General features: G+C 65.8%; 16 protein-coding genes. 12 read left to right on the forward strand and 4 right to left on the reverse strand.

The window, feature by feature from the left end:
• Window positions 1-97 precede the first annotated feature (97 nt).
• The 9 genes from dusB (at window position 98) to hflX (ending at window position 12,045) form a co-directional block, all read left to right on the forward strand.
• Entirely contained in the window at window positions 98-1,078 is a 981-nt protein-coding gene (dusB, locus tag H7F16_RS08250; protein ID WP_185797091.1) for a tRNA dihydrouridine synthase DusB, read from the forward strand.
• A complete protein-coding gene (locus tag H7F16_RS08255; RefSeq protein WP_185797092.1) occupies window positions 1,075-2,181 on the forward strand; it encodes a two-component system sensor histidine kinase NtrB in 1,107 nt (368 codons plus the stop codon). Before dusB ends, H7F16_RS08255 begins: the two co-directional genes overlap by 4 nt.
• Window positions 2,181-3,545 (forward strand): response regulator, encoded by a 1,365-nt coding sequence (locus H7F16_RS08260; protein WP_185797093.1) that lies wholly within the window; start codon window positions 2,181-2,183, stop codon window positions 3,543-3,545. The genes H7F16_RS08255 and H7F16_RS08260 overlap by 1 nt, the downstream gene beginning before the upstream one ends.
• Before the next feature lie 87 nt (window positions 3,546-3,632).
• Window positions 3,633-5,936 (forward strand): sensor histidine kinase NtrY-like, encoded by a 2,304-nt coding sequence (locus tag H7F16_RS08265; protein WP_185797548.1) that lies wholly within the window; start codon window positions 3,633-3,635, stop codon window positions 5,934-5,936.
• Complete coding sequence (gene ntrX, locus H7F16_RS08270; protein ID WP_185797094.1) at window positions 5,933-7,366, forward strand: nitrogen assimilation response regulator NtrX; 1,434 nt, start codon at window positions 5,933-5,935, stop codon at window positions 7,364-7,366. The genes H7F16_RS08265 and ntrX overlap by 4 nt, the downstream gene beginning before the upstream one ends.
• A 67-nt stretch (window positions 7,367-7,433) precedes the next feature.
• Window positions 7,434-8,810 (forward strand): Trk system potassium transporter TrkA, encoded by a 1,377-nt coding sequence (gene trkA / locus H7F16_RS08275; RefSeq protein ID WP_185797095.1) that lies wholly within the window; start codon window positions 7,434-7,436, stop codon window positions 8,808-8,810.
• Window positions 8,810-10,321 carry a TrkH family potassium uptake protein gene (locus H7F16_RS08280; protein WP_185797096.1) on the forward strand — a complete coding sequence of 504 codons (1,512 nt, stop codon included), beginning with the start codon at window positions 8,810-8,812 and terminating at the stop codon, window positions 10,319-10,321. Before trkA ends, H7F16_RS08280 begins: the two co-directional genes overlap by 1 nt.
• Window positions 10,322-10,477: 156 nt before the next feature.
• Window positions 10,478-10,711 (forward strand): RNA chaperone Hfq, encoded by a 234-nt coding sequence (gene hfq / locus H7F16_RS08285; protein ID WP_023664101.1) that lies wholly within the window; start codon window positions 10,478-10,480, stop codon window positions 10,709-10,711.
• A gap of 83 nt (window positions 10,712-10,794) precedes the next feature.
• Complete coding sequence (gene hflX, locus H7F16_RS08290) at window positions 10,795-12,045, forward strand: GTPase HflX (protein ID WP_185797549.1); 1,251 nt, start codon at window positions 10,795-10,797, stop codon at window positions 12,043-12,045.
• Window positions 12,046-12,052: 7 nt separating this feature from the next.
• Here hflX and H7F16_RS08295 read toward each other — a convergent pair whose 3' ends face one another.
• Window positions 12,053-12,427: a winged helix-turn-helix transcriptional regulator gene (locus tag H7F16_RS08295; RefSeq protein WP_185797097.1), complete on the reverse strand. Its 375-nt coding sequence runs from the start codon at window positions 12,425-12,427 to the stop codon at window positions 12,053-12,055.
• 105 nt (window positions 12,428-12,532) lie between these two features.
• On the opposite strand from H7F16_RS08295, the gene H7F16_RS08300 reads away from it, so the two are divergent.
• Window positions 12,533-13,366, forward strand: coding sequence for an NAD(P)H-binding protein (locus tag H7F16_RS08300; protein WP_185797098.1), 834 nt, complete (start codon window positions 12,533-12,535; stop codon window positions 13,364-13,366).
• On the opposite strand, the gene H7F16_RS08305 is transcribed toward H7F16_RS08300, so the two are convergent.
• Window positions 13,363-13,863: a GNAT family N-acetyltransferase gene (locus H7F16_RS08305; protein WP_185797099.1), complete on the reverse strand. Its 501-nt coding sequence runs from the start codon at window positions 13,861-13,863 to the stop codon at window positions 13,363-13,365. The genes H7F16_RS08300 and H7F16_RS08305 overlap by 4 nt on opposite strands.
• Window positions 13,860-16,325 carry a penicillin acylase family protein gene (locus H7F16_RS08310; RefSeq protein ID WP_185797100.1) on the reverse strand — a complete coding sequence of 822 codons (2,466 nt, stop codon included), beginning with the start codon at window positions 16,323-16,325 and terminating at the stop codon, window positions 13,860-13,862. The genes H7F16_RS08305 and H7F16_RS08310 overlap by 4 nt, the downstream gene beginning before the upstream one ends.
• A gap of 113 nt (window positions 16,326-16,438) precedes the next feature.
• Between H7F16_RS08310 and H7F16_RS08315 the strand changes: the two genes are divergently transcribed.
• On the forward strand, window positions 16,439-17,308 hold the full coding sequence (locus H7F16_RS08315; protein ID WP_185797101.1) for an NAD(P)-dependent oxidoreductase: 870 nt from the start codon (window positions 16,439-16,441) through the stop codon (window positions 17,306-17,308).
• Here H7F16_RS08315 and H7F16_RS08320 read toward each other — a convergent pair.
• Window positions 17,305-18,003: a type 1 glutamine amidotransferase gene (locus tag H7F16_RS08320; protein WP_185797102.1), complete on the reverse strand. Its 699-nt coding sequence runs from the start codon at window positions 18,001-18,003 to the stop codon at window positions 17,305-17,307. The two genes, H7F16_RS08315 and H7F16_RS08320, sit on opposite strands and share 4 nt — an antisense overlap.
• A 271-nt stretch (window positions 18,004-18,274) precedes the next feature.
• Here H7F16_RS08320 and guaB point away from each other — a divergent pair, with 271 nt between their 5' ends.
• Entirely contained in the window at window positions 18,275-19,723 is a 1,449-nt protein-coding gene (gene guaB, locus H7F16_RS08325) for an IMP dehydrogenase (RefSeq protein WP_185797103.1), read from the forward strand.
• Window positions 19,724-19,923 lie beyond the last annotated feature (200 nt).

Below are 19,923 nucleotides of genomic sequence, written 5' to 3' on the forward strand. Positions count from 1 at the left end.
TGCATCTGCTGTTTTTCGTCCATATTCATGGCGCGATGCCTTGGTCTTGGTGCCAAGCGGGCGCTACCACCAACCCAACTGCACAAGGAACAGGCAATTGGCGCTCTGCCTCGGACCGAATCTTATCGACCCTCCGGTGCTGCTGGCACCTTTGGCGGGGATCACCGATCTTCCGTTTCGCCGCATGGTGGCGCGCTTCGGTGCGGGTCTTGTCGTGTCCGAGATGGTTGCCAGCCAAGAGGTGGTGCGCGCCCAGCCCGAGGCGCGGGCGCGGGCCGAGCTGGGATTGGGCGAGCAGGCGACTTCGGTGCAGCTTGCGGGGCGGGAACCCTATTGGATGGCCGAGGCCGCGCGCCTGATGGAGGCGCAGGGGGCAAAGATCATCGACATCAACATGGGTTGCCCGTCAAAGCGGGTGACGACGGGGCTGTGCGGGTCGGCCCTGCTGCGCGATCTGGACCTTGCGCTTGATCTGATCCGCGCCGTGGTGCGCGCGGTTTCGGTGCCTGTCACGCTCAAGACGCGGCTTGGCTGGGATGACGCGCTGCTGAACGCGCCCGAACTTGCCAAGCGGGCGCAGGACAACGGCGTGCGGATGGTGGTGATCCACGGGCGCACGCGGTGCCAGTTCTACAAGGGCAATGCCGATTGGGCGGCCATTCGCGCGGTCAAGGATGCGGTGGCGATTCCGGTCATCGCCAATGGCGACATCGTGGACGGGGCGACCGCCAAGGCGGCTTTGGCGCAATCGGGGGCCGACGGGGTGATGGTCGGTCGGGGGGCGCAGGGTGCGCCCTGGCGGCTCGCGCAGATTTCGCACGCGCTTTATGGCACGCCCGCGCCGGTGGTGCCGCAGGGGGCCGCACTTGGCGATCTGGTTTCCGAACATTACGAGGCGATGCTGGGCTTTTATGGCCGCGATCTTGGCATGAAATGCGCCCGCAAGCATCTGGGCTGGTATCTGGACGAGGCGGGACTGGCTGGCGCGCGGGGCGCGATCCTGACCGCCGAGGACCCGGCCACGGTGTTGCGGCTGGTCAGCGCGGCCTTTGCGGGCGCAGGGCAGGTGGCGGCATGAACCCGGGCTACCGTTCGCCCTATCCGGTTCCGGGGGTCGTCTGGGCCTCGCTTCCGCTGCCCGCCTTGCTGATCGGGCCGGACAACCGGATTGCCGAGGTGAACCCCGCGGGCGAGATTTTCCTCAACGCATCCAGCCGGTCGCTGATGGGGCAACCCGCCTTTGACCGCTTGTCGATCGATGCGCCGATGGACGAGGCCCTGCGGCGCGCAAGGTCGAACCAGTCGCCGCTGTTCATCAACGACGTCGATGTGACGACCGGAGAGCGCCCGCCGGTGCAATGCAACGTGCAGGTCGCCCCGATGCATGACAATGCCGAGGTGATCCTGATGATCATCTCGCCCCGCGATATCGCGGACCGTCTGGGGCGGTCGATGCATGTGAAGTCGGCGGCAAAATCGGCCATCGGCATGGCCGAGATGCTGGCGCACGAGATCAAGAACCCGCTGGCGGGGATTTCGGGGGCGGCGCAGCTTCTGGCGATGGGGCTTTCGCCGGAAGACCGGGAACTGGCCGACCTGATCGTCGAGGAAACGCGGCGGATCGTGAAGCTGCTCGAACAGGTCGAGCAGTTCGGCAACCTGCGCCCGCCCGAGCGGCGCGCGGTGAACATCCATGACGCGCTGGATCGGGCGCGCAAATCGTCGATGGTCGGCTTTGCCGCGCATATGCATATCGTCGAGGATTACGACCCCTCGCTGCCGCCCACCTTTGCCGATCCGGACCAGTTGATGCAGGTGTTCCTGAACCTGATCAAGAATGCCGCCGAGGCCTGCCAGAGGGCCGGCGAGGGCACGACGATCCGGCTGCGGACGTTCTATGACCTGTCGCTGCGGCTGCGGCGCAAGGATGGCACGCCCGCCGCCCTGCCGTTGCAGATCGAGATCATCGACGACGGTCCGGGCATTCCAGCCGATCTGGCCGGCGATATCTTCGAGCCCTTCGTTTCAGGGCGCGAGAACGGCACGGGGCTTGGCCTCGCGCTGGTCTCGAAAATCATTTCAGACCACGAGGGCTGGATATCGGTGGATTCGGTGCCGGGGCGCACCGTGTTTCGCGTGTCCTTGCCGATGGTTCCCAAGATCAAGAAGGAGCAAGGCTGATGGATGGCACGGTTCTGGTGGCGGATGACGACCGGACGATCCGCACGGTGCTCACGCAGGCGCTGACGCGGGCGGGGTGCAAGGTGCATGCGACGAGCAGCCTGATGACGCTGATGCGCTGGGTCGAGGAAGGGAAGGGCGATCTGGTCATTTCAGACGTGATCATGCCCGATGGCAACGGGCTTGATGCCCTGCCGCGCATCGGCAAGATGCGGCCCGGTCTGCCGGTGATCGTGATTTCGGCGCAGAACACCATCATGACCGCGATCCAGGCAGCCGAGGCCGAGGCCTTCGACTATCTGCCCAAGCCCTTCGATCTGCCCGATCTGATGAAGCGTTCGGCCCGGGCGCTGGAACAGAAGCGGCGCGCGCCGGCCAAGGTGGTCGTGGCGCGCGAGGCGGGCGACGACCTGCCGCTGGTGGGGCGCACGGCCGCGATGCAGGCGCTGTATCGTCTGGTGGCGCGGGTGATGAACACCGATCTTGCCGTGCTGATCACCGGGGAATCGGGCACGGGGAAAAGCCTGATCGGCAAGGCGATCCACGATTTCTCGGACCGGCGCAGCCAGCCTTTTGTCGTGGCGCAGGCCTCGGACCTTCAGGGGGTGGACGGGCCTTCGACGCTGATGGGCCGCGCCAAGGGCGGCAGTCTGGTGTTCGACGAGGTCGGAGATTACGACGAGGACACGCAGGCGCGGATCGTGCGGATGCTCGACATGATGGGAGAGAATGCGCCGCGGATCATGGCGACCTCGCAGACCGATCTTTCGGCGCAGATGGAGGGCGGGCGCTTCCGGCAGGACCTGTTCTACCGTCTGTCGGGCGTCACGCTGCACGTGCCCTCGCTGCGCGAGAGGGTCGACGACATACCGCTGCTGGCCGAGCATTTCCTGACCAAGGGCGAGCGCGATTTCGGCACCCTTCGGCGGCTGTCGAACGACGCGCGCGAACTGGTGCGCGCCTATAGCTGGCCCGGCAACGTGCGCCAGCTGGAAAACACCCTGCGGCGGCTGATGGTCACAAGCTCCGAGGCGGAGATCGCGCGCGGCGAGGTCGAGGCCGTGCTGGGCAGCCAGCCCGCGATGGAGCCGCTGAAAGGCGGAGGCGAGGGCGAGAAGCTGTCGGCCTCGGTCGCGCGGCACCTGAAACGCTACTTCGACCTGCATGGCGGGCAATTGCCGCCTGCGGGCGTCTACCAGCGGATCCTGCGCGAGGTGGAGATGCCCCTGATCGAGATCGCACTGGATGCCACGGCGGGAAATCAGGCGAAATGCGCCGATCTTTTGGGTATCAACCGCAATACTTTGCGCAAGAAGATCACCGACCTCGATATCCGCGTGACACGCCGCCGCAAACTGATGTAAAACCGCAACATCAAGCGTGTCCTGCGGGTATCACCGCGGCGCGGACACAAGATGTGGCGGGTGGGGGCGCAGGTCCTACCCCGCAGGATGGGGTTGGCGGGCGTGCAGCGCACGGTAGGACGCAACACTTGGCAGCGCTTGCTGCGCTTGCGGCGGAAGCGGCAGGTGCAGAACGCCATGACCTTCGGTCTGGTCTTTCTGGGGCCTTTGCTGGCGGTCGGCACCTTTCTGGCGCTGGGGCCGCTGAACCAGTCGGGAAACTCGCCCGCGCTGCGGCTGATCCTGCTGGCGGACTTCGTTTATATCCTGCTTGTCGCGACATTGGTGATGGCGCGGGTCGTGCGCATGGTTTCGGACCGGCGCAGCCAGTCGGCGGGATCGCGGCTTCACCTGCGGCTGACGGGGGTTTTCGCGGGCGTCGCACTTGTGCCGACGGTGCTGGTCGCGGTTTTTGCCGTGGTGACGGTGAACTTCGGGCTTGAAGGGTGGTTTTCGGAACGCGTGCGGTCGGTCGTCGGCACCAGCATGTCGGCGGCGGAAGCCTACGAGGCCGAACACCGGCAGGATCTGGTCAAGGATGCCGAAAAGCTGGCGGCCGACCTGAACCTGCAAAAGCAGTCGATGTTCTTTCTGGAAGACAGCCAGATGCGCCCCTTTCTGACGCAGGCGCAGGCGACGATCCAGCGGGGGTTGAAAGAGGCCTATCTGATCGACGGCGGGGGCGAATTGCGCACCCGCGGAGAGCGGAGCTACCTGTTCGACTTCGAGAAGCCGACACAGGACGAGCTTGACCGCGCAAGGGCCGGCGAAACCGTGCTTATCCAGGATTGGGAGAACAACGAGTTCCGCGCCCTGATCCATCTGGATGCCTTTGCCGACCGCTACCTTTACATCTCGCGCACGGTGGACGGGTCGATCCTGTCTCTGCTGGACGAAACGCGCGAGACGGTGAACCTGTATCACCAGCTTGAAAGCGAGCGCGGGCGTCTGCTGTTCGAATTCGGGCTTTTGTATCTGGGTTTCGCCCTGATCCTGATCCTTGCCGCCGTCTGGGTCGGGCTGTGGTTCGCGGAACGGCTGTCGCGGCCCGTGGGACGCCTTGCAGGGGCCGCGCTGCGGGTGGGCGAGGGCGATCTGGACGTGCAGGTCGTGGAAGAAGAGGGCGATGACGAAATCGCCACGCTGGGGCGGCTGTTCAACCAGATGACGCGCCAGTTGAAGGGGCAGCGCGATGCGCTGGTGGTCAGCCACAGCCAGACCGAACGGCGGCGGCGTCTGTTCGATTCGGTGCTGTCGAACGTGACGGCGGGGGTGATCGGGCTGGACAGCGAGGGCCGTGTCGATTTCGCCAATCGGGCGGCGGAAAAGCTGCTCGACATCAGCGACGGCACCGCCGAGGTCGCGCTTTCGCTGGCCGTGCCCGAATTCGCGCCGCTGTTCGAGCGGCTGCGCGAGGGCGGGCTTCCGGCCGCTCAGGAGGAGGTGCGGCTGGCGCGGAAGGGCAAGCTGGAAAGCCTGCTCGTGCGCATGTCGGTGCGGCGCAGCGACAGCGGGCGGCTGGAAGGCTATGTCGTCGCCTTTGACGATGTGACCGAACTTGTCAGCGCCCAGCGCATGGCGGCATGGGGCGATGTGGCGCGGCGCATCGCGCACGAGATCAAGAACCCGCTGACACCGATTGCGCTTTCGGCCGAGCGGATCAAACGCAAGTTCCGCAATCAGGTGGCCGAGCCTGCGGACCTTGACCAATATACCGATGTGATCGTGCGCCAGACGAACGACCTGCGGCGGATCGTCGACGAATTCTCGAAATTCGCGCGCATGCCCGAACCGGACCGGCGCGAGCAGGATCTGACCGCCCTCGTACGGGATGCGGTGTTGTTGCAGGAAAGCGGGCAACCCGATGTGACGCTGCGCAAGGACCTTCCCGGGGGGCCGGTTCTGATGGACCTTGACGCGACGATGATTTCGCAAGCCCTTACAAACCTGATCAAGAACGCCGGAGAGGCGATTGAATCCTATACGGAAAAGGGAAAACCCGTCGGGTTCGTGCCGGAAATCCGCGTCAGTTTCACCGAAGAGCCGGAAGCCGCGATCATCCGCATCATGGACAATGGCACGGGCCTGCCGCCCGACCGGACGCGGCTGTTCGAGCCCTATGTGACCACGCGCGAGAAGGGCACGGGGCTTGGCCTGCCCATCGTAAAGAAGATCATCGAGGAACATGGCGGCACGCTGGCCCTGCTGGATGCCCCCGTCTTCGAGGGGAATGACCACGCGGGCGCGATGGCCGAAATCAGGCTGCCGCGCACCCAGCGCCCGCAACGGGCGAAGAAACCTGCGGCGCAGACCGCACCCACAACAGAACATGCCACCGAGGGGGGATCATGAGCAGCATCCTGATCGTCGACGACGAAAAAGACATTCGAGAGTTGATTGCGGACATCCTCAAGGACGAGGGGTATCTGGTCCGTCTGGCCGGAACATCCGATGACTGCATGGCCGAGATCAATGCCGAACCGCCGGCGCTGATGATCCTCGACATCTGGCTCAAGGACAGCCGGATGGACGGGATCGACATTCTGAAATCGGTCAAGCGCGACAATCCCGATGTGCCGGTGGTCATCATCTCGGGCCACGGCAATATCGAGATCGCGGTGGCCGCGATCAAGCAGGGGGCCTATGACTTCATCGAGAAGCCCTTCAACATCGACCAGCTGATGGTCGTGGTCAGCCGCGCGATGGAGACGAGCCGGCTGCGGCGCGAAAACTCGGAGCTGCGGCGCAAGGATGTGACCAGCACCGAGATGCTTGGCTCGAGCCCCGCCTTCAAGGCGTTGAAATCGCAACTCGACAAGGTGACCAAATCCAACGGCCGGGTGATGCTGACAGGCCCCGCCGGATCGGGCAAGGAGATGGCGGCGCGCTATGTCCATGTGAATTCGAACCGCGCCTCGGCCCCGTTCGTTTCGGTGTCATCGGCCACCATCGAACCCGAGCGGATGGAAGAGGTGCTTTTCGGCCGCGAGACGCCGGAACGTGGCGTGGAAAAGGGCATGCTCGAACAGGGCCACGGCGGTGTCGTCTATTTCGACGAGGTGGCCGACATGCCGCTTGGCACGCAGTCGAAGATCTTGCGCGTGCTGACCGAGCAGCAGTTCACGCGGTCGGGCGGGACCGACAAGGTGCGGGTCGATTTGCGGGTGATCTCGTCCACGACGCGGGACTTGCGGGCGGAAATCGCGGCGGGGAGGTTCCGGCAAGAGCTTTACGACCGGCTGAACGTGGTACCGATCGCCGTGCCGAGCCTTGAGGAGCGGCGCGAGGACATTCCGGAACTGACGCGGCATTTCGTCGACCTGTTCCACCGCAGCCAGGGCTTGCCGCTGCGGGACCTGTCGGCCGAGGCCGAGGCGATGTTGCAGACCATGCCCTGGCCCGGAAACGTGCGGCAGTTGCGCAACGTGATCGAGCGGGTGCTGATTCTGGGGGACGGGTCTGGCCCCATCGAAGCGCGCGAATTGCCGGGGCAAGAGGCGCCCACGGGCGAGGGGAACCGTCTGGTTCTGGGGGGTGCCATGGCCACGCTGCCCCTGCGCGAGGCGCGCGAGGTGTTCGAGCGCGAATACCTGCTGACCCAGATCAACCGTTTCGGCGGCAACATCAGCCGCACCGCCAGCTTCGTCGGCATGGAACGTTCGGCCCTGCATCGCAAGCTGAAGTCGCTGGGCGTGGTCACCACGGCCAAGGCGGGCGGGCGGATGGCGCGGCTTGACGAGGATTTCGAGGGCATGGACGAGGACGAGGCCGAAGAGGCGTGACAGGCCGCGCATTGACCGGTGGGGCGCAAGCTGACAAGACAGGCTTTCGCACAGGGCGGGGACGGCCATGAAGGTAATCATCTGCGGCGCGGGACAGGTCGGCTGGCAGATCGCGCGCCAGCTTTCGGGCGAGAAGAACGATGTGACGCTGGTCGACGTGAACGCCGATCTGGTGCGCCGCGCCTCGGACACGCTTGATGTTCAGGGCGTGGTGGGATTTGCGAGCTACCCCGACGTGCTTGAACGGGCCGGCGCGCGCGATGCAGACATGATCATCGCCGCCACCCATTCCGACGAAGTGAACATGGTGGCCTGTCAGGTGGCCCATTCGATCTTTTCGGTGCCGCGCAAGATCGCGCGGCTGAGGGCGCAAAGCTACCTCGACGCGATCTATTCCGATCTTTACCGCCGCGACCATCTGCCCATCGACGTGGTGATCAGCCCCGAGCGCGAGGTTGCGGAAGCCGCGTTGCAGCGGCTGGCCGCGCCCGCAACCTTTGATACGGAAAGCTTCATGCTCGGGCGGGCCCAGCTTTTGGGGATACAGCTGGGCGAGGATTGTCCGGTGCTGAACACGCCGCTGCGGCAGTTGAACGAGCTGTTCCCTTCGCTGCGGGCCATCGTCGTGGGTGTGCGGCGCGAGGGGCGGCTGTTCGCGCCGGAACCGGGGGACCAGCTTTTCGCCTCGGACCAGATCTACGCCTTCGTGCATTCCGAGGATGTGAACCGCGCGCTCGAGATATTCGGCAAGCAGAACAAGAAGCAGGAGCGCATCGTCATCATCGGCGGTGGCAATGTCGGGCTGGGTGTGGCGCGGGCGCTCGAGGCGCGGACCGACCGTGTGCGCGCCAAGATCATCGAGAAGAACCGCGCGGTGGCCGAGCGGGCGGCAGACGGGCTTGAGCGGACCATCGTGCTGAACGGCGACGGGATGGACATGGATATCCTGATGGAGGCCGCCATCGACCGCGCCGATGCCGTGCTGGCCGTGACCGATGACGACAAGACCAACATTCTGGCCGCCGTGCGCGCCAAGCAGGCGGGCTGCAAGATGTCCATCGCTTTGGTCAACGACCCGACGCTTGCGCCGCTGATGGGGCCTCTCGACATTGATGCCTATATCAACCCGCGGGCGACCACCGTCTCCTCGATCCTGCGCCATATCCGGCACGGCAAGGTGCGGGCGATCTATTCGCTGGGCGACAGCGAGGCCGAGATGATCGAGGCGCAGGTTCTGTCCACATCGCCGCTTGCGGGCAAGCTGGTGCGCGATGTCGAGTTTCCCGAAGGCGTGCTGGTCGGCGCGCTGATGAAGGGCGACAAGGTGGTGAAACCCACGGGCGATCTGCGGATCGAGGCGGGCGATGTTATCGCGCTGTTCACCATGGCGGCGGATGTGCGCGAGGTGGAGCGCCTGCTGCAAGTTTCGATCGATTTCTTCTGATGCTGCGGCGTTTGCTCGACCTGCCGCTTCTGGTGCTGATGACCGGCATCACGGCGCTGTCGATGTGGTTGCCCGCGTCATATGCCGTGATCCACTCTGATTACCGTACCGCGCGGGCGTTCTTTTATTCCGGCGTGATCGTGCTGGTGCTGACGGGACTGATCGCCATCGCCACGGCGAACCGCAGGCCGCGCAATCCGGTGCGGGCAAGTCTGGCGGCGCTGGTGCTGGCCTATCTGGTGCTGCCGCTGGTGATGGCCCTGCCGCTGCACGAGGCGGTGCGCGACACGCGGTTTCTGAACGCGTGGTTCGAGATGGTGTCCTCGTTCACCACGACGGGGGCGACGCTCTACGAACCGGCGCGCCTGCCCGATGCGGTGCATCTGTGGCGGGCGCAGGTGGGCTGGATGGGCGGGTTCTTCATTCTGGTGGCAGGTATCGCGATACTGGCCCCGATGAACCTTGGCGGGGTCGAGGTGGTGTCGGGCCGCGTTCCGGGGCGCAGCGCCGAGGGGCTGAGCCAGATCACCCATACCGCGACCCCGGCGCGGCGCATGGCCTTGCAGGCGGTGGCGGTGCTGCCGGCCTATCTGGGATTGACGCTTGTGCTGTGGGCCGTGCTGGCTATGGCCGGAGACCGCAGCCTTGTGGCCTTCAGCCATGCGATGTCGACGGTTTCGACAAGCGGCATCACGCCCTTGGGCGACATGACGGCGGGGCCATCGGGCATTTACGGCGAGCTTGCGATTTTCGTCGTTCTGGTGGCGGCCCTGTCGCGGCGGGCTTGGCCCGGGGCGGCGCTGTACCAGCGCGGCACGCCCCTGTGGCAAGACCCCGAGTTGCGTCTGGGTCTGGGCATCGTGGCTGTCCTGCCGGTGCTGCTGTTCCTGCGCCACTGGATCGCCACGGCGGGCGAGAGGGGCGGGATCGGCGATGCGCTTCATGCCCTGTGGGGCGGAGCCTTTACGACCCTGTCCTTTCTGACCACGACGGGTTTCGTATCGGCCGACTGGCGCGCGGCGACGGGGTGGTCGGGTCTGGGCACGCCCGGTCTGGTCATGGCGGGGCTGGCGATTTTCGGCGGCGGAATCGCCACGACGGCGGGCGGGGTAAAGCTGTTGCGCGTCTATGCCCTGTTCCGGCACGGCCAGCGCGAGATGGAGCGTCTCGTGCATCCGAGTTCGGTCGGCGGGTCGGGCGCCTCGATGCGGCGCTTGCGGCGCGAGGGGGCCTATCTCGCCTGGATCTTCTTCATCCTTTTTGCCTGTGCCATCGGCGTGGCCACGGCGGCGCTGACCCTTGTCGGGGTAGAGTTCGAACCCGCAATGATCTTTGCCGTGGCGGCGCTCACCTCGACCGGGCCGTTGCCGTCGATCGCGGCAAGCGAACCGCTGGTTTACGCAAGCCTTGGCGCCGAAGCAAAGGTGCTGCTTGCGGCCGTCATGGTGCTGGGGCGGGTCGAGCTTTTGGCGATTCTGGTTCTGCTTGCGCCGGACGGATGGCGGCGCTGAACCGCTTTGTTCAGCACAAAGTTGCAAAATGGTATTTCACGCTGGAAACTCCACGCAACCCGTTACATACTTGGAAAATCGGGCTGCTAACCTGAACGAGGGATCAGGGACGCCCGCATATGCGCGACAAGACCAAGAAAAAAGGCAAAGACAAAAATGGCCGGCGACAAACAAAATTTGCAGGACGCGTTTCTTAACCATGTTCGGAAAGCCAAGGTTCCGGTGACCATCTTCCTGATCAACGGGGTGAAGTTGCAGGGCGTGATCACTTGGTTCGACAATTTCTGCGTCCTTCTGCGCCGCGACGGGCAATCGCAACTTGTCTACAAACATGCGATTTCGACCATCATGCCGGGCGCGCCTATCAACCTTTATGAAGGCGAAGACTGATTTCCGACTTGCCCGAAGATGACGAGGACGACTTCCTGCCCCTGCGGCGGGAAGAGCGTGACCGTTCGACCGCCGCCGAGGTGATGCGCGCCTATGTGCTGCATCCTGACATACGCGCCGCGAAATCGCGCCGCCTGCCCGAGCATGGCCTGGCCGAGGCTGTCAGCCTTGCCGCCGCGCTGCCGGATATGGAGGTGGTCGGATCAGAGGTGGTGCGCCTGCCGCGTCTGCAACCGGGGATGCTGTTCGGCACCGGCAAGGTCGAGGAGCTGAAGGCGAAGTTCGAGGCGCTGGACGTGGGGCTGGTGCTGGTGGACGGGCCGGTTTCGCCCGTGCAGCAAAGGAACCTCGAAAAGGAATGGGGCGTCAAGCTGCTGGACCGGACGGGTCTGATCCTTGAAATTTTTGCCGACAGGGCGCGGACACGCGAGGGCGTGTTGCAGGTCGAGCTTGCGGCGCTGTCTTACCAGCGGACGCGTCTGGTGCGGGCATGGACCCACCTCGAACGGCAGCGCGGGGGCTTCGGCTTCGTCGGCGGTCCGGGCGAGACGCAGATCGAGGCCGACCGCCGCGCCATCGACGATCAGGTGATCCGGCTGAAGCGGCAGTTGGACAAGGTCGTCAGAACGCGCGAGCTGCACCGCGCCTCGCGCCGGAAGGTGCCGTTTCCGATCGTGGCGCTGGTGGGCTATACCAACGCCGGAAAATCGACGCTGTTCAACCGGATGACGGGGGCCGATGTTCTGGCCAAGGACATGCTCTTTGCGACGCTTGACCCGACGATGCGGGGGGTGACGCTGCCTTCGGGGCGCAAGATCATCGTCTCGGATACGGTGGGTTTCATTTCCGATCTGCCGACGCAACTGGTTGCCGCGTTCCGCGCCACGCTGGAAGAGGTGCTGGAAGCCGATCTCGTCGTGCATGTGCGCGATATCAGCCATCCCGAAAGCGCCGAACAGGCGGCGGATGTGGCCGATATCCTGCAATCGCTGGGGGTCAATGCGGCCACGCCGCAACTCGAGGTCTGGAACAAGCTCGATCTGGTCGATCCGAGCCAACGCGAGGCGCTGCGCGTTCAGGCCGAGACCCGCGAACGGGTGTTCCCCGTCTCGGCCCTGACGGGCGAGGGGATCGGTCATCTGCTCGATGTGATCTCGGGCGTGTTCGACGAGGAAAAGACCGAGCGCGTCATTGCCGTTCCCTTCAGCGATGGCCGCAGACGCGCCTGGCTGCATGCCGAAGGCGTGGTGCTGGCGGAAGAGGCGACGGACACGGGCTTTGCCATGACCGTGCTTTGGACCGCGCGGCAGGAAAAGCGTTACCGCGACCTTTAGGCCGCAGTCAGGCGTCTTTGCGGTTGCCCAGAATGTCGGGCAACCGGCGTTCGACCCATTTCGCAAGCCCGTTGACGAGAACCGCCGCTTCGGCCCCGATTTCGGTCAGCGAATAGTCGACATGCGGCGGCACCACGTCATGCGCCACGCGCAGGACCATGCCGTCGGCTTCCAGCCCCTGAAGTGTCTGGGCCAGCATGCGTTCGCTGACATCGCCCAAGGCGCGGCGCAGCTGCGAGAAGCGCAGCGTCCGGCCCTGAAGCGCCACGAGAATCAACGCGCCCCAACGGCTGGTCAGGTGTTGCAGCACCTGCCGCGACGGGCAAAGCGGGTGCAGGACATCGGGTTTCGGACCGAGCGGCGGGACGGGATAGTCCTTCATGCGGCAGACCTGTGCGCGGGGTGGGAATACTAACAGAAATGTACGTACTTCCTTTTCGTAAGTAAAGGCGTAACTGGGTGGGATCGTCATTCAAGGAGAACGATCATGACCATCGCCATCACGGGTTCGACCGGACAGTTGGGCCGGCTTGCGCTTGCCGCCGTAGCGGCACGCGGCGGGCGGGCCATCGCGCTGGCGCGCGATCCGGCCAAGGCTGCGGGGCTTGGCGCCGAGGCGCGCGCCTTTGACTACAACGATCCCGCAACCTTTGGCGCCTTGGGCGGCGTCAGGACGCTGGTGCTGATTTCCTCGAGCGATTTCACCGACCGTGTCGGGCAGCACAGGCGGGTCATCGACGCGGCCAAGGCTGCGGGCGTGGGGCGGGTGATCTATACCAGCCTTCTGAAAGCCGACCGCTCGCCGATGATCCTTGCTGCCGACCACAAGGCGACCGAGGGGTATCTTGCGGCGTCGGGGTTGAAGACGACGCTGCTGCGGAACGGGTGGTATACGGAAAACCACACCGGCAGCCTTGGTGGTGCCATTGCGGCGGGCGCGCTGATCGGTTCGGCAGGGGCGGGGCGGTTCAGTGCTGCGGCACGGGCGGATTATGCCGAGGCGATTGCCGTGACCGCCCTTGGTGACGGGCATGACGGCAAGGTCTACGAATTGGGCGGAGACGCGGCCTACAGCCTTGCCGAGATGGCCGCCGAGGTGTCGCGCCAGACCGGAAAGGCAATTGGTTACAACGATCTGCCGCCCGATGTTTATGCGGGCATCCTGCAATCCTTCGGCCTGCCCGAAGGCTTTGCGACCGTGCTGGCGGACAGCGATGTCCAAGCGGCGCAGGGGGCGCTCGAGGATGGTTCGGGAACGCTGTCGCGCCTGATCGGGCGACCGACGACAACGCTGGCGGCTGCGGTCGCGGCGGCGCTTTAGGCCAAGGGCCAAGCGGCGCGGGGAAGGGCGAGGTAGACGGAATCGCACCATTCCTCGCGCCATTTCATGGTGCGTTCGGCCCGTCCGGTTTCGGTAAAGCCGAGGCGGGCCAGAAGGCGCAGCGAGGGCGTGTTCCTCGGGTCCGCCTCGGCCACCAGTTCGGGCATGTCGTGGCGGTCGAAAAGATGGGTGATGACAGCCGTCATCGCCTCGGAGGCAAGGCCCGCGCCCTGATGGTCGGGGTGGAGCAGGAAGCCCACTTCGGGGCGGCGCCACATGCCGGCCTTGCCGATGACGCGGCCCTCGCGTTCGATCAGGTAGTCATCGGCATCGGGGGCCGCGATCATGCGGTCAAGCCAGTCGCGGCTTTCGTCGATGCTGTCATGTTCGGGCCGCGACCAGTAGCGCATGGCGCGGGGGTCCGAGAGCATGGAATGCACATCGGCCAGATCGTCGGGCCGCGCGCGGCGCAGGATCAGGCGTGCGGTGTGGATCATGGCGCGGGGGTCAGATGCGTGATGCCCACCGCCGCCGCGCGGGCAAGTTCGGGGTCGAGCGACATGGGGATATATTCGCCCCTGCGCCACAACTCGCCCAGATCGTCGTAAAAGCGCGAGAGCGGGTGGCCCGATTGGCCTGTCGAGATGATGAAAACCGAAGAATCAGGGTCGGCGAAGTCGTAGACGCCGCGATAGCCCGCGCCGTGGACGTTGAGGAAGGGATCAGGCTCGGTGCCCTTGGTGACGCCGCGCATCAGGGTGTTGTCGTCGCCGCTGGTCGACTGGCGGATGTTGACGAAATGGCGCAGGCCCGGAACCTGACCGAGGATCGGGTGATCCTGCGCCGCCTGATGCGCATCGCCCCAGCGCCAGCTTTCGGGGTTGGGCCCGTAGGTTTCGGTCAGCTTCAGCAGCGCATCGTCAAGCGCCATGCGGGCGGTGTCGGTGCAGCTTTCCACCACGGCCGATTGCACCACGTCGCACCAGATGCTTGCGCCGTCGATGTTGCGGTAGATGCGTTCGATCAGCAGCGGTTCGACATGGGTGAAGCTGTCGGCCAGAGGGCCGAGTTCGTCGCGGATCAGCCGGTCCTGAAGCGCGCGCAGCCATGCCTGATAGATCAGCGGTTCGGGCAGGTGTTCGTTCATTTCGCCGTTCCAGGCGGCAAGCAGCGCCAGCGCGCGTTGGCGCAGGCGGTCGGGGGTGCCTTCGGGTGCCGCTTCGCCGGTGAACCACAGGTCGGCCCCGATCAGTGGCAAAAGCGAACGGGCGGTAAAGGATACGGTGTCGAGCTGCGCCTCGATGAAGCTTTCGCGGGTGTGGACCTCGCGTTCCTTCATCAGCCCCAGCCAGCGCTGGATGCGCTGCGTGTCGCCCCAGTCGTAGCTGACATGGTTCGGGAAGGGGCGGTCGACGGTCTTGTTGTTGGTGTTGCCCAGCAGGCCCGAGCGGGGGTTCACCTCGCGCGGGTTGTCCTCGTAGGGGAACAGGCCCTGCCAGCGGTTCGTGGCGATCCACCCCGGCGAGGGCATGCGCCCCTTGCTCTGGTTCGCGGGGTCGCGCCGGGGCATGGCGCCGATCACTTGCAGGGCGATGCCCTTCTGGTCGGCCAGCATCAGGTTCTGCGAGGGGGCGATGAAAAGCCGCCCCGCCTCGATCGCCTGATCGACGGTCTTGGACTGCATCATGCGGATGGCTGCGGTCATGGTCGTGTCGCGGTCCGACAGGGCCGTCCAGGAAAGCGAGACGACATGGCCCGAAGGGGTGATGGAGGCGAGGTCGTAATGCGTGCCGGGCAGGACGGGGCCGTTGTCGGTCCAGCGCAGGGTGATGGTGACGGGGGCGGCATCCTTGACGGTGATGATCGATTTGCGCGTGGCAAAGGGCTTCCATCCCGTGGGGGTGCGGTATTCCTCGGGGTTCGCGGGGTTCACTTCCTCGATGTAAAGGTCCTGATCGTCGAGGTAGCTCGAGGTGAGGCCCCAGCCCAGCACATCGGAACGGCCGACAAGAACGGCAGGAATGCCGGGGATCGTGGCACCGATCACGCCGCCCGATTGCAGTTGCAGGCGGGCCAGATACCACAGCGACGGCGCGGTGAAGCCAAGATGCGGATCGTTCGCCAGAAGCGCGCCACCTGCCGCAGACCGGTTCGGGGCGGCCGCCCATGCGTTCGAGGCCCCCGCCATGCCAAGCTGCGGCACGGGCGAGAGCGGATCGGTCGATGCCATGCGCAGCGGCGCCGCCGAGGGGGCGACGGTGGGAAAGAGGCTGGCATAATCGGGCAGGGCCATGACGCCCTGTCCCGGATCATCGGGCAGGATGTCCCTGACGCGGGAGGCGGGCAGCAGCAGCGAGATCCGGGCGCGCAGCACCTCGTTTTCAAGCTGGCCGGTCAGTTGCAGCGCCATCAGCTTGATGAGGGCGATGGAATCGGCCGGTTGCCACGCGGCGATTTCATTGGTGAAGAAAAAGAACTCGGGCGCGCCACGGCCAAGCGCATCCTTGTTGACCTGCTCGATCCATGCGTTGACGCCGCGCGAATAGGCGTCGAGCGCGCGTCTTGTCGCGGCGTCCTGCGCGGCGAGCGAGGCCTGCGCGAGGGTATAAAGGTCATAGCGGCGCGTCAGCTCGTCGATGCGCAGGGTGCGGGTGCCGAAAACCTCGGACAGGCGGCCCTGTGCGGTGCGGCGCAGCATGGTCATCTGCCAAAGACGGTCCTGCGCATGGGCAAAGCCGAGGGCGAAGAACACGTCCTCGTCGGTCTTGCCGAAGATATGCGGCACGTTGTCGTTGTTGCGCACCACCTCGACCGGCGCGGACAGGCCGGACAGGCTGTAGTCGGCCGAATAGTCGGGAAGCGAGCGCGACAGGAAGTAATAGGCCACCAGCAGGGCCAGCAGCGACAGCACGACGAGTGCCGAGACAAGACGCAAGAGCCAACGGAAGACGAGATACATCGGTGACCAGCTCTTTGCCTGTGGCGGAAGGGGGGGTTCTTGACCTGCGTGCTGCGATGGTTTCCTAGTCGAGAACGTGCCGGAGGGCAACGCTTGGGCAAAGGGGTAGGCGGATGGCGAAACTTGCGTTTCTGGGCTTGGGCGTGATGGGCGGCCCGATGGCGCGGCATTTGGCGGCCAAGGGGCACGAGGTGACGGTTTACAACCGCACCGCCGCGCGGGCCGAGGCCTGGGTCGCGGCCCACGGCGGACGCCACGCGCCGACCCCGCGCGCCGCCGCTTCGGGGGCCGATGTGGTGCTGGCCTGCGTCGGCAACGACGACGACCTGCGGGCTGTCTGCACCGGGCCGGACGGGGCCTTTGCCGGAATGTCGAAGGGCGCGCTTTTCATCGACCATACGACGGTTTCGGCGCAGGTGACGCGCGAGTTGGCCGAGGCGGCGGCGGCGCTCGGGATCGGGTTCGTCGATGCGCCGGTGTCGGGCGGTCAGGCCGGAGCGGAAAACGGGGTGCTGTCGGTCATGTGCGGCGGGACCGGGGATGATTATGCGCGGGCCGAGCCGGTGATTGCTGCCTATGCGCGGGTCTGCAAGCGTCTGGGCGAAAGCGGGGCGGGGCAGCTGGCCAAGATGATGAACCAGATCTGCATCGCGGGTCTGGTGCAGGGGCTGGCCGAGGCGCTGGCCTTTGGCGAGAAGGCAGGGCTGGACGGCGAGGCGGTGGTCGAGGTGATCTCGCAGGGGGCGGCGGGATCGTGGCAGATGGTGAACCGCCACAAGACCATGCTGGCGGGCACCTTCGACTTCGGCTTTGCCGTGGACTGGATGCGCAAGGATCTGAAGATCTGCCTTGAAACCGCCGACGAGATCGGGGCCAGCCTGCCCGTGACCGCGCTTGTGGACCAGTTCTACAAGGACGTGCAGCAGATGGGTGGCGGGCGCAACGACACCTCGAGCCTGATCCGCCGCCTGCGCAAGGGCTAGATCAGCGCGACGAAGGCGCGGGCGATGGCAAGCCCCGTGGCATCGGCGGCCGCGCCGATGGTTGCGGCACGTTCGGCATGAAGGCACGCGCTCCATCCGGGTTCGAGCCTGTCGGTGATGTGGGGAAACTCGCGCGTCCAGTCGGCGACGAGGGCGCGCGAGGCCTCGAAATGGAATTGCATGCCATAGGTGGCGCGGCCGATGCGGAAGCACTGGTTCTGTGCCACGGGCGAAAGGGCAAGACGGGCGGCGCTTTCGGGCAGGCTGAAGGTGTCGGAGTGCCACTGGAAGGTGGGAAAGCGGTCGGGCAGGTGCGACAGCACCGGATCGGTCTGGCCCTCGCCGGTCAGCGCAACCTCGCGCCAGCCGAATTCGGGCGCGGTGCCAAGGTGGTTTTCCGCCCCGAAGCCACGGGCAAGAAGCTGCGCGCCAAGACAGATGCCCAGCACCGCGCGGCCGGTTTCCGACGTGTCGCGCATCAGTGCGGACAGGGCGGGCAGATAGGGATGCGTGTCGTCCGACCGCGCGGATTGCTCGCCCCCGAACACGACCAGCGCGTCATGCGCGCCGGCCTCGGGGAGGCGGCCGTCGTGCCAGGGTTTGTAAAGGTCGATCCGCGCGGCCTGTTCATGCAGGGCGACACCGACCTGTCCGTGATGGGTGATGCGGGTGTTCTCGACGATCGCGACGCGCATGGGGGCCTCTTGCTGTTCTGCGCGCCCCAATCTGCATGGCCTGTGCATCGCGGCAAGGGTAGAAGCGGGGGCCAACCCCCGCACCCCCGGGATATTTGGGCAGTGTGAAAGCCGCAAGGGTTCCGGCCTTTGCCCAATTCCGCGTCATTGCGCGGGCCGCAGCGGGGTGCGGGGACGGAGTCCGGGGGGATGACGGGGGATTCCCGCTTGCGCCTGTCTGAATGTCGTGAAATGGGGAACCGCCAAACGAACACTCCCACGGAGGCGACCCATGGAGATTCGCGAGGCACTTACGTTCGATGATGTCCTGCTGGTTCCGGCGGCCAGTTCGGTTCTGCCGTCAGAGGCCGATACCGCGACATTCGTGACGAAATCCATCCGGATGAACATTCCGCTTTTGTCGAGCGCGATGGATACCGTGACCGAGGGCCGGATGGCGATTGCCATGGCGCAGGCGGGCGGGATCGGGGTGATCCACCGCAATCTGGATACCGAGGCGCAGGCGCGCGAGGTCCGGCGGGTGAAGCGTTTCGAAAGCGGCGTGGTCTATGCGCCGATCACGCTGACGCCCGACCAGACGCTGGCCGATGCCAAGCTGCTGATGGAACGCTACAACATCACGGGCTTTCCGGTCGTCGATGCGGCGGGCCGTGTGCTGGGGATCGTGACGAACCGCGACATGCGCTTTGCCTCGGACGACAAGACGCCGGTTTCGGTGATGATGACCTCGGACAACCTTGCGCTGCTGCGCGAACCCGTGGACCGCGACGCCGCGATCAGCCTGATGAAGGCGCGGCGGATCGAGAAGCTGCTGGTGACCGATGGCAAGGGCGTGCTGACGGGGCTTTTGACGCTGAAGGATACCGAGAAAGCCGTTCTGAACCCCAATGCCTGCAAGGACGAGATGGGGCGCCTGCGGGTGGCTGCGGCCTCGACCGTGGGGGATGCGGGCTTCGAGCGGAGCCAGGCGCTGATCGATGCGGGGGTGGATATGGTGGTGATCGACACCGCGCATGGCCACTCCGAGGGCGTGGCGCGGGCTGTCGAGCGGATCAAGCGGCTGTCGAACACCGTGCAGGTCGTGGCCGGCAACGTGGCGACCGGCGAAGCCACGCGCGCCCTGATCGGCGCGGGGGCGGATGCGGTCAAGGTCGGGATCGGGCCGGGCTCGATCTGCACCACGCGCATCGTGGCGGGTGTGGGTGTGCCGCAGCTGACCGCGATCATGGATTCGGCCCGCGCGGCCGGAGATATCCCGATCATCGCGGATGGCGGCATCAAGTATTCCGGCGACTTCGCCAAGGCCATCGCGGCGGGTGCCTCCTGTGCGATGGTGGGCAGCGCCATTGCCGGAACCGATGAAAGCCCCGGCGAGGTGATCCTGTGGCAGGGCCGCTCGTTCAAGGCCTATCGCGGGATGGGCAGCCTTGGCGCGATGGCGCGGGGGTCGGCCGACCGCTATTTCCAGAAGGATGCCGCGAGCGACAAGCTGGTGCCCGAGGGGATCGAGGGGCAGGTGCCCTACAAGGGCTCGGCGGCGGCGGTCATCCACCAGATGGTGGGCGGCTTGCGCGCGGCCATGGGCTATACGGGGTGCGCCACCGTGGCCGAGATGCGCAGCAACTGCCAGTTCGTGCGCATCACTGGGGCGGGGCTGAAGGAAAGCCACGTCCATGACGTGCAGATCACGCGGGAAAGCCCAAACTACCGCGTCGGCTGACGCGCGCGCCTGACCAATTGCGAAAGCCCCGACCGGACCACCCGGCCGGGGCTTTTCGATTCGCGGCGGGGGGCCGCGATTGGTGACAGCGGGGCCTGTGGCGGCGGGACGGGGGCGGTCATTGTTTCCGCGACAGGGCGGCGCGATCGGCCCGCGCCACGCCTTGGCCCAAGGGCTGCCATCTTCGGGTGGAACGCATG

Origin of the sequence: Paragemmobacter straminiformis (assembly GCF_014243445.1) — a bacterium.
In the GTDB taxonomy this organism is placed as follows: Bacteria; Pseudomonadota; Alphaproteobacteria; order Rhodobacterales; family Rhodobacteraceae; genus Paragemmobacter; species Paragemmobacter straminiformis.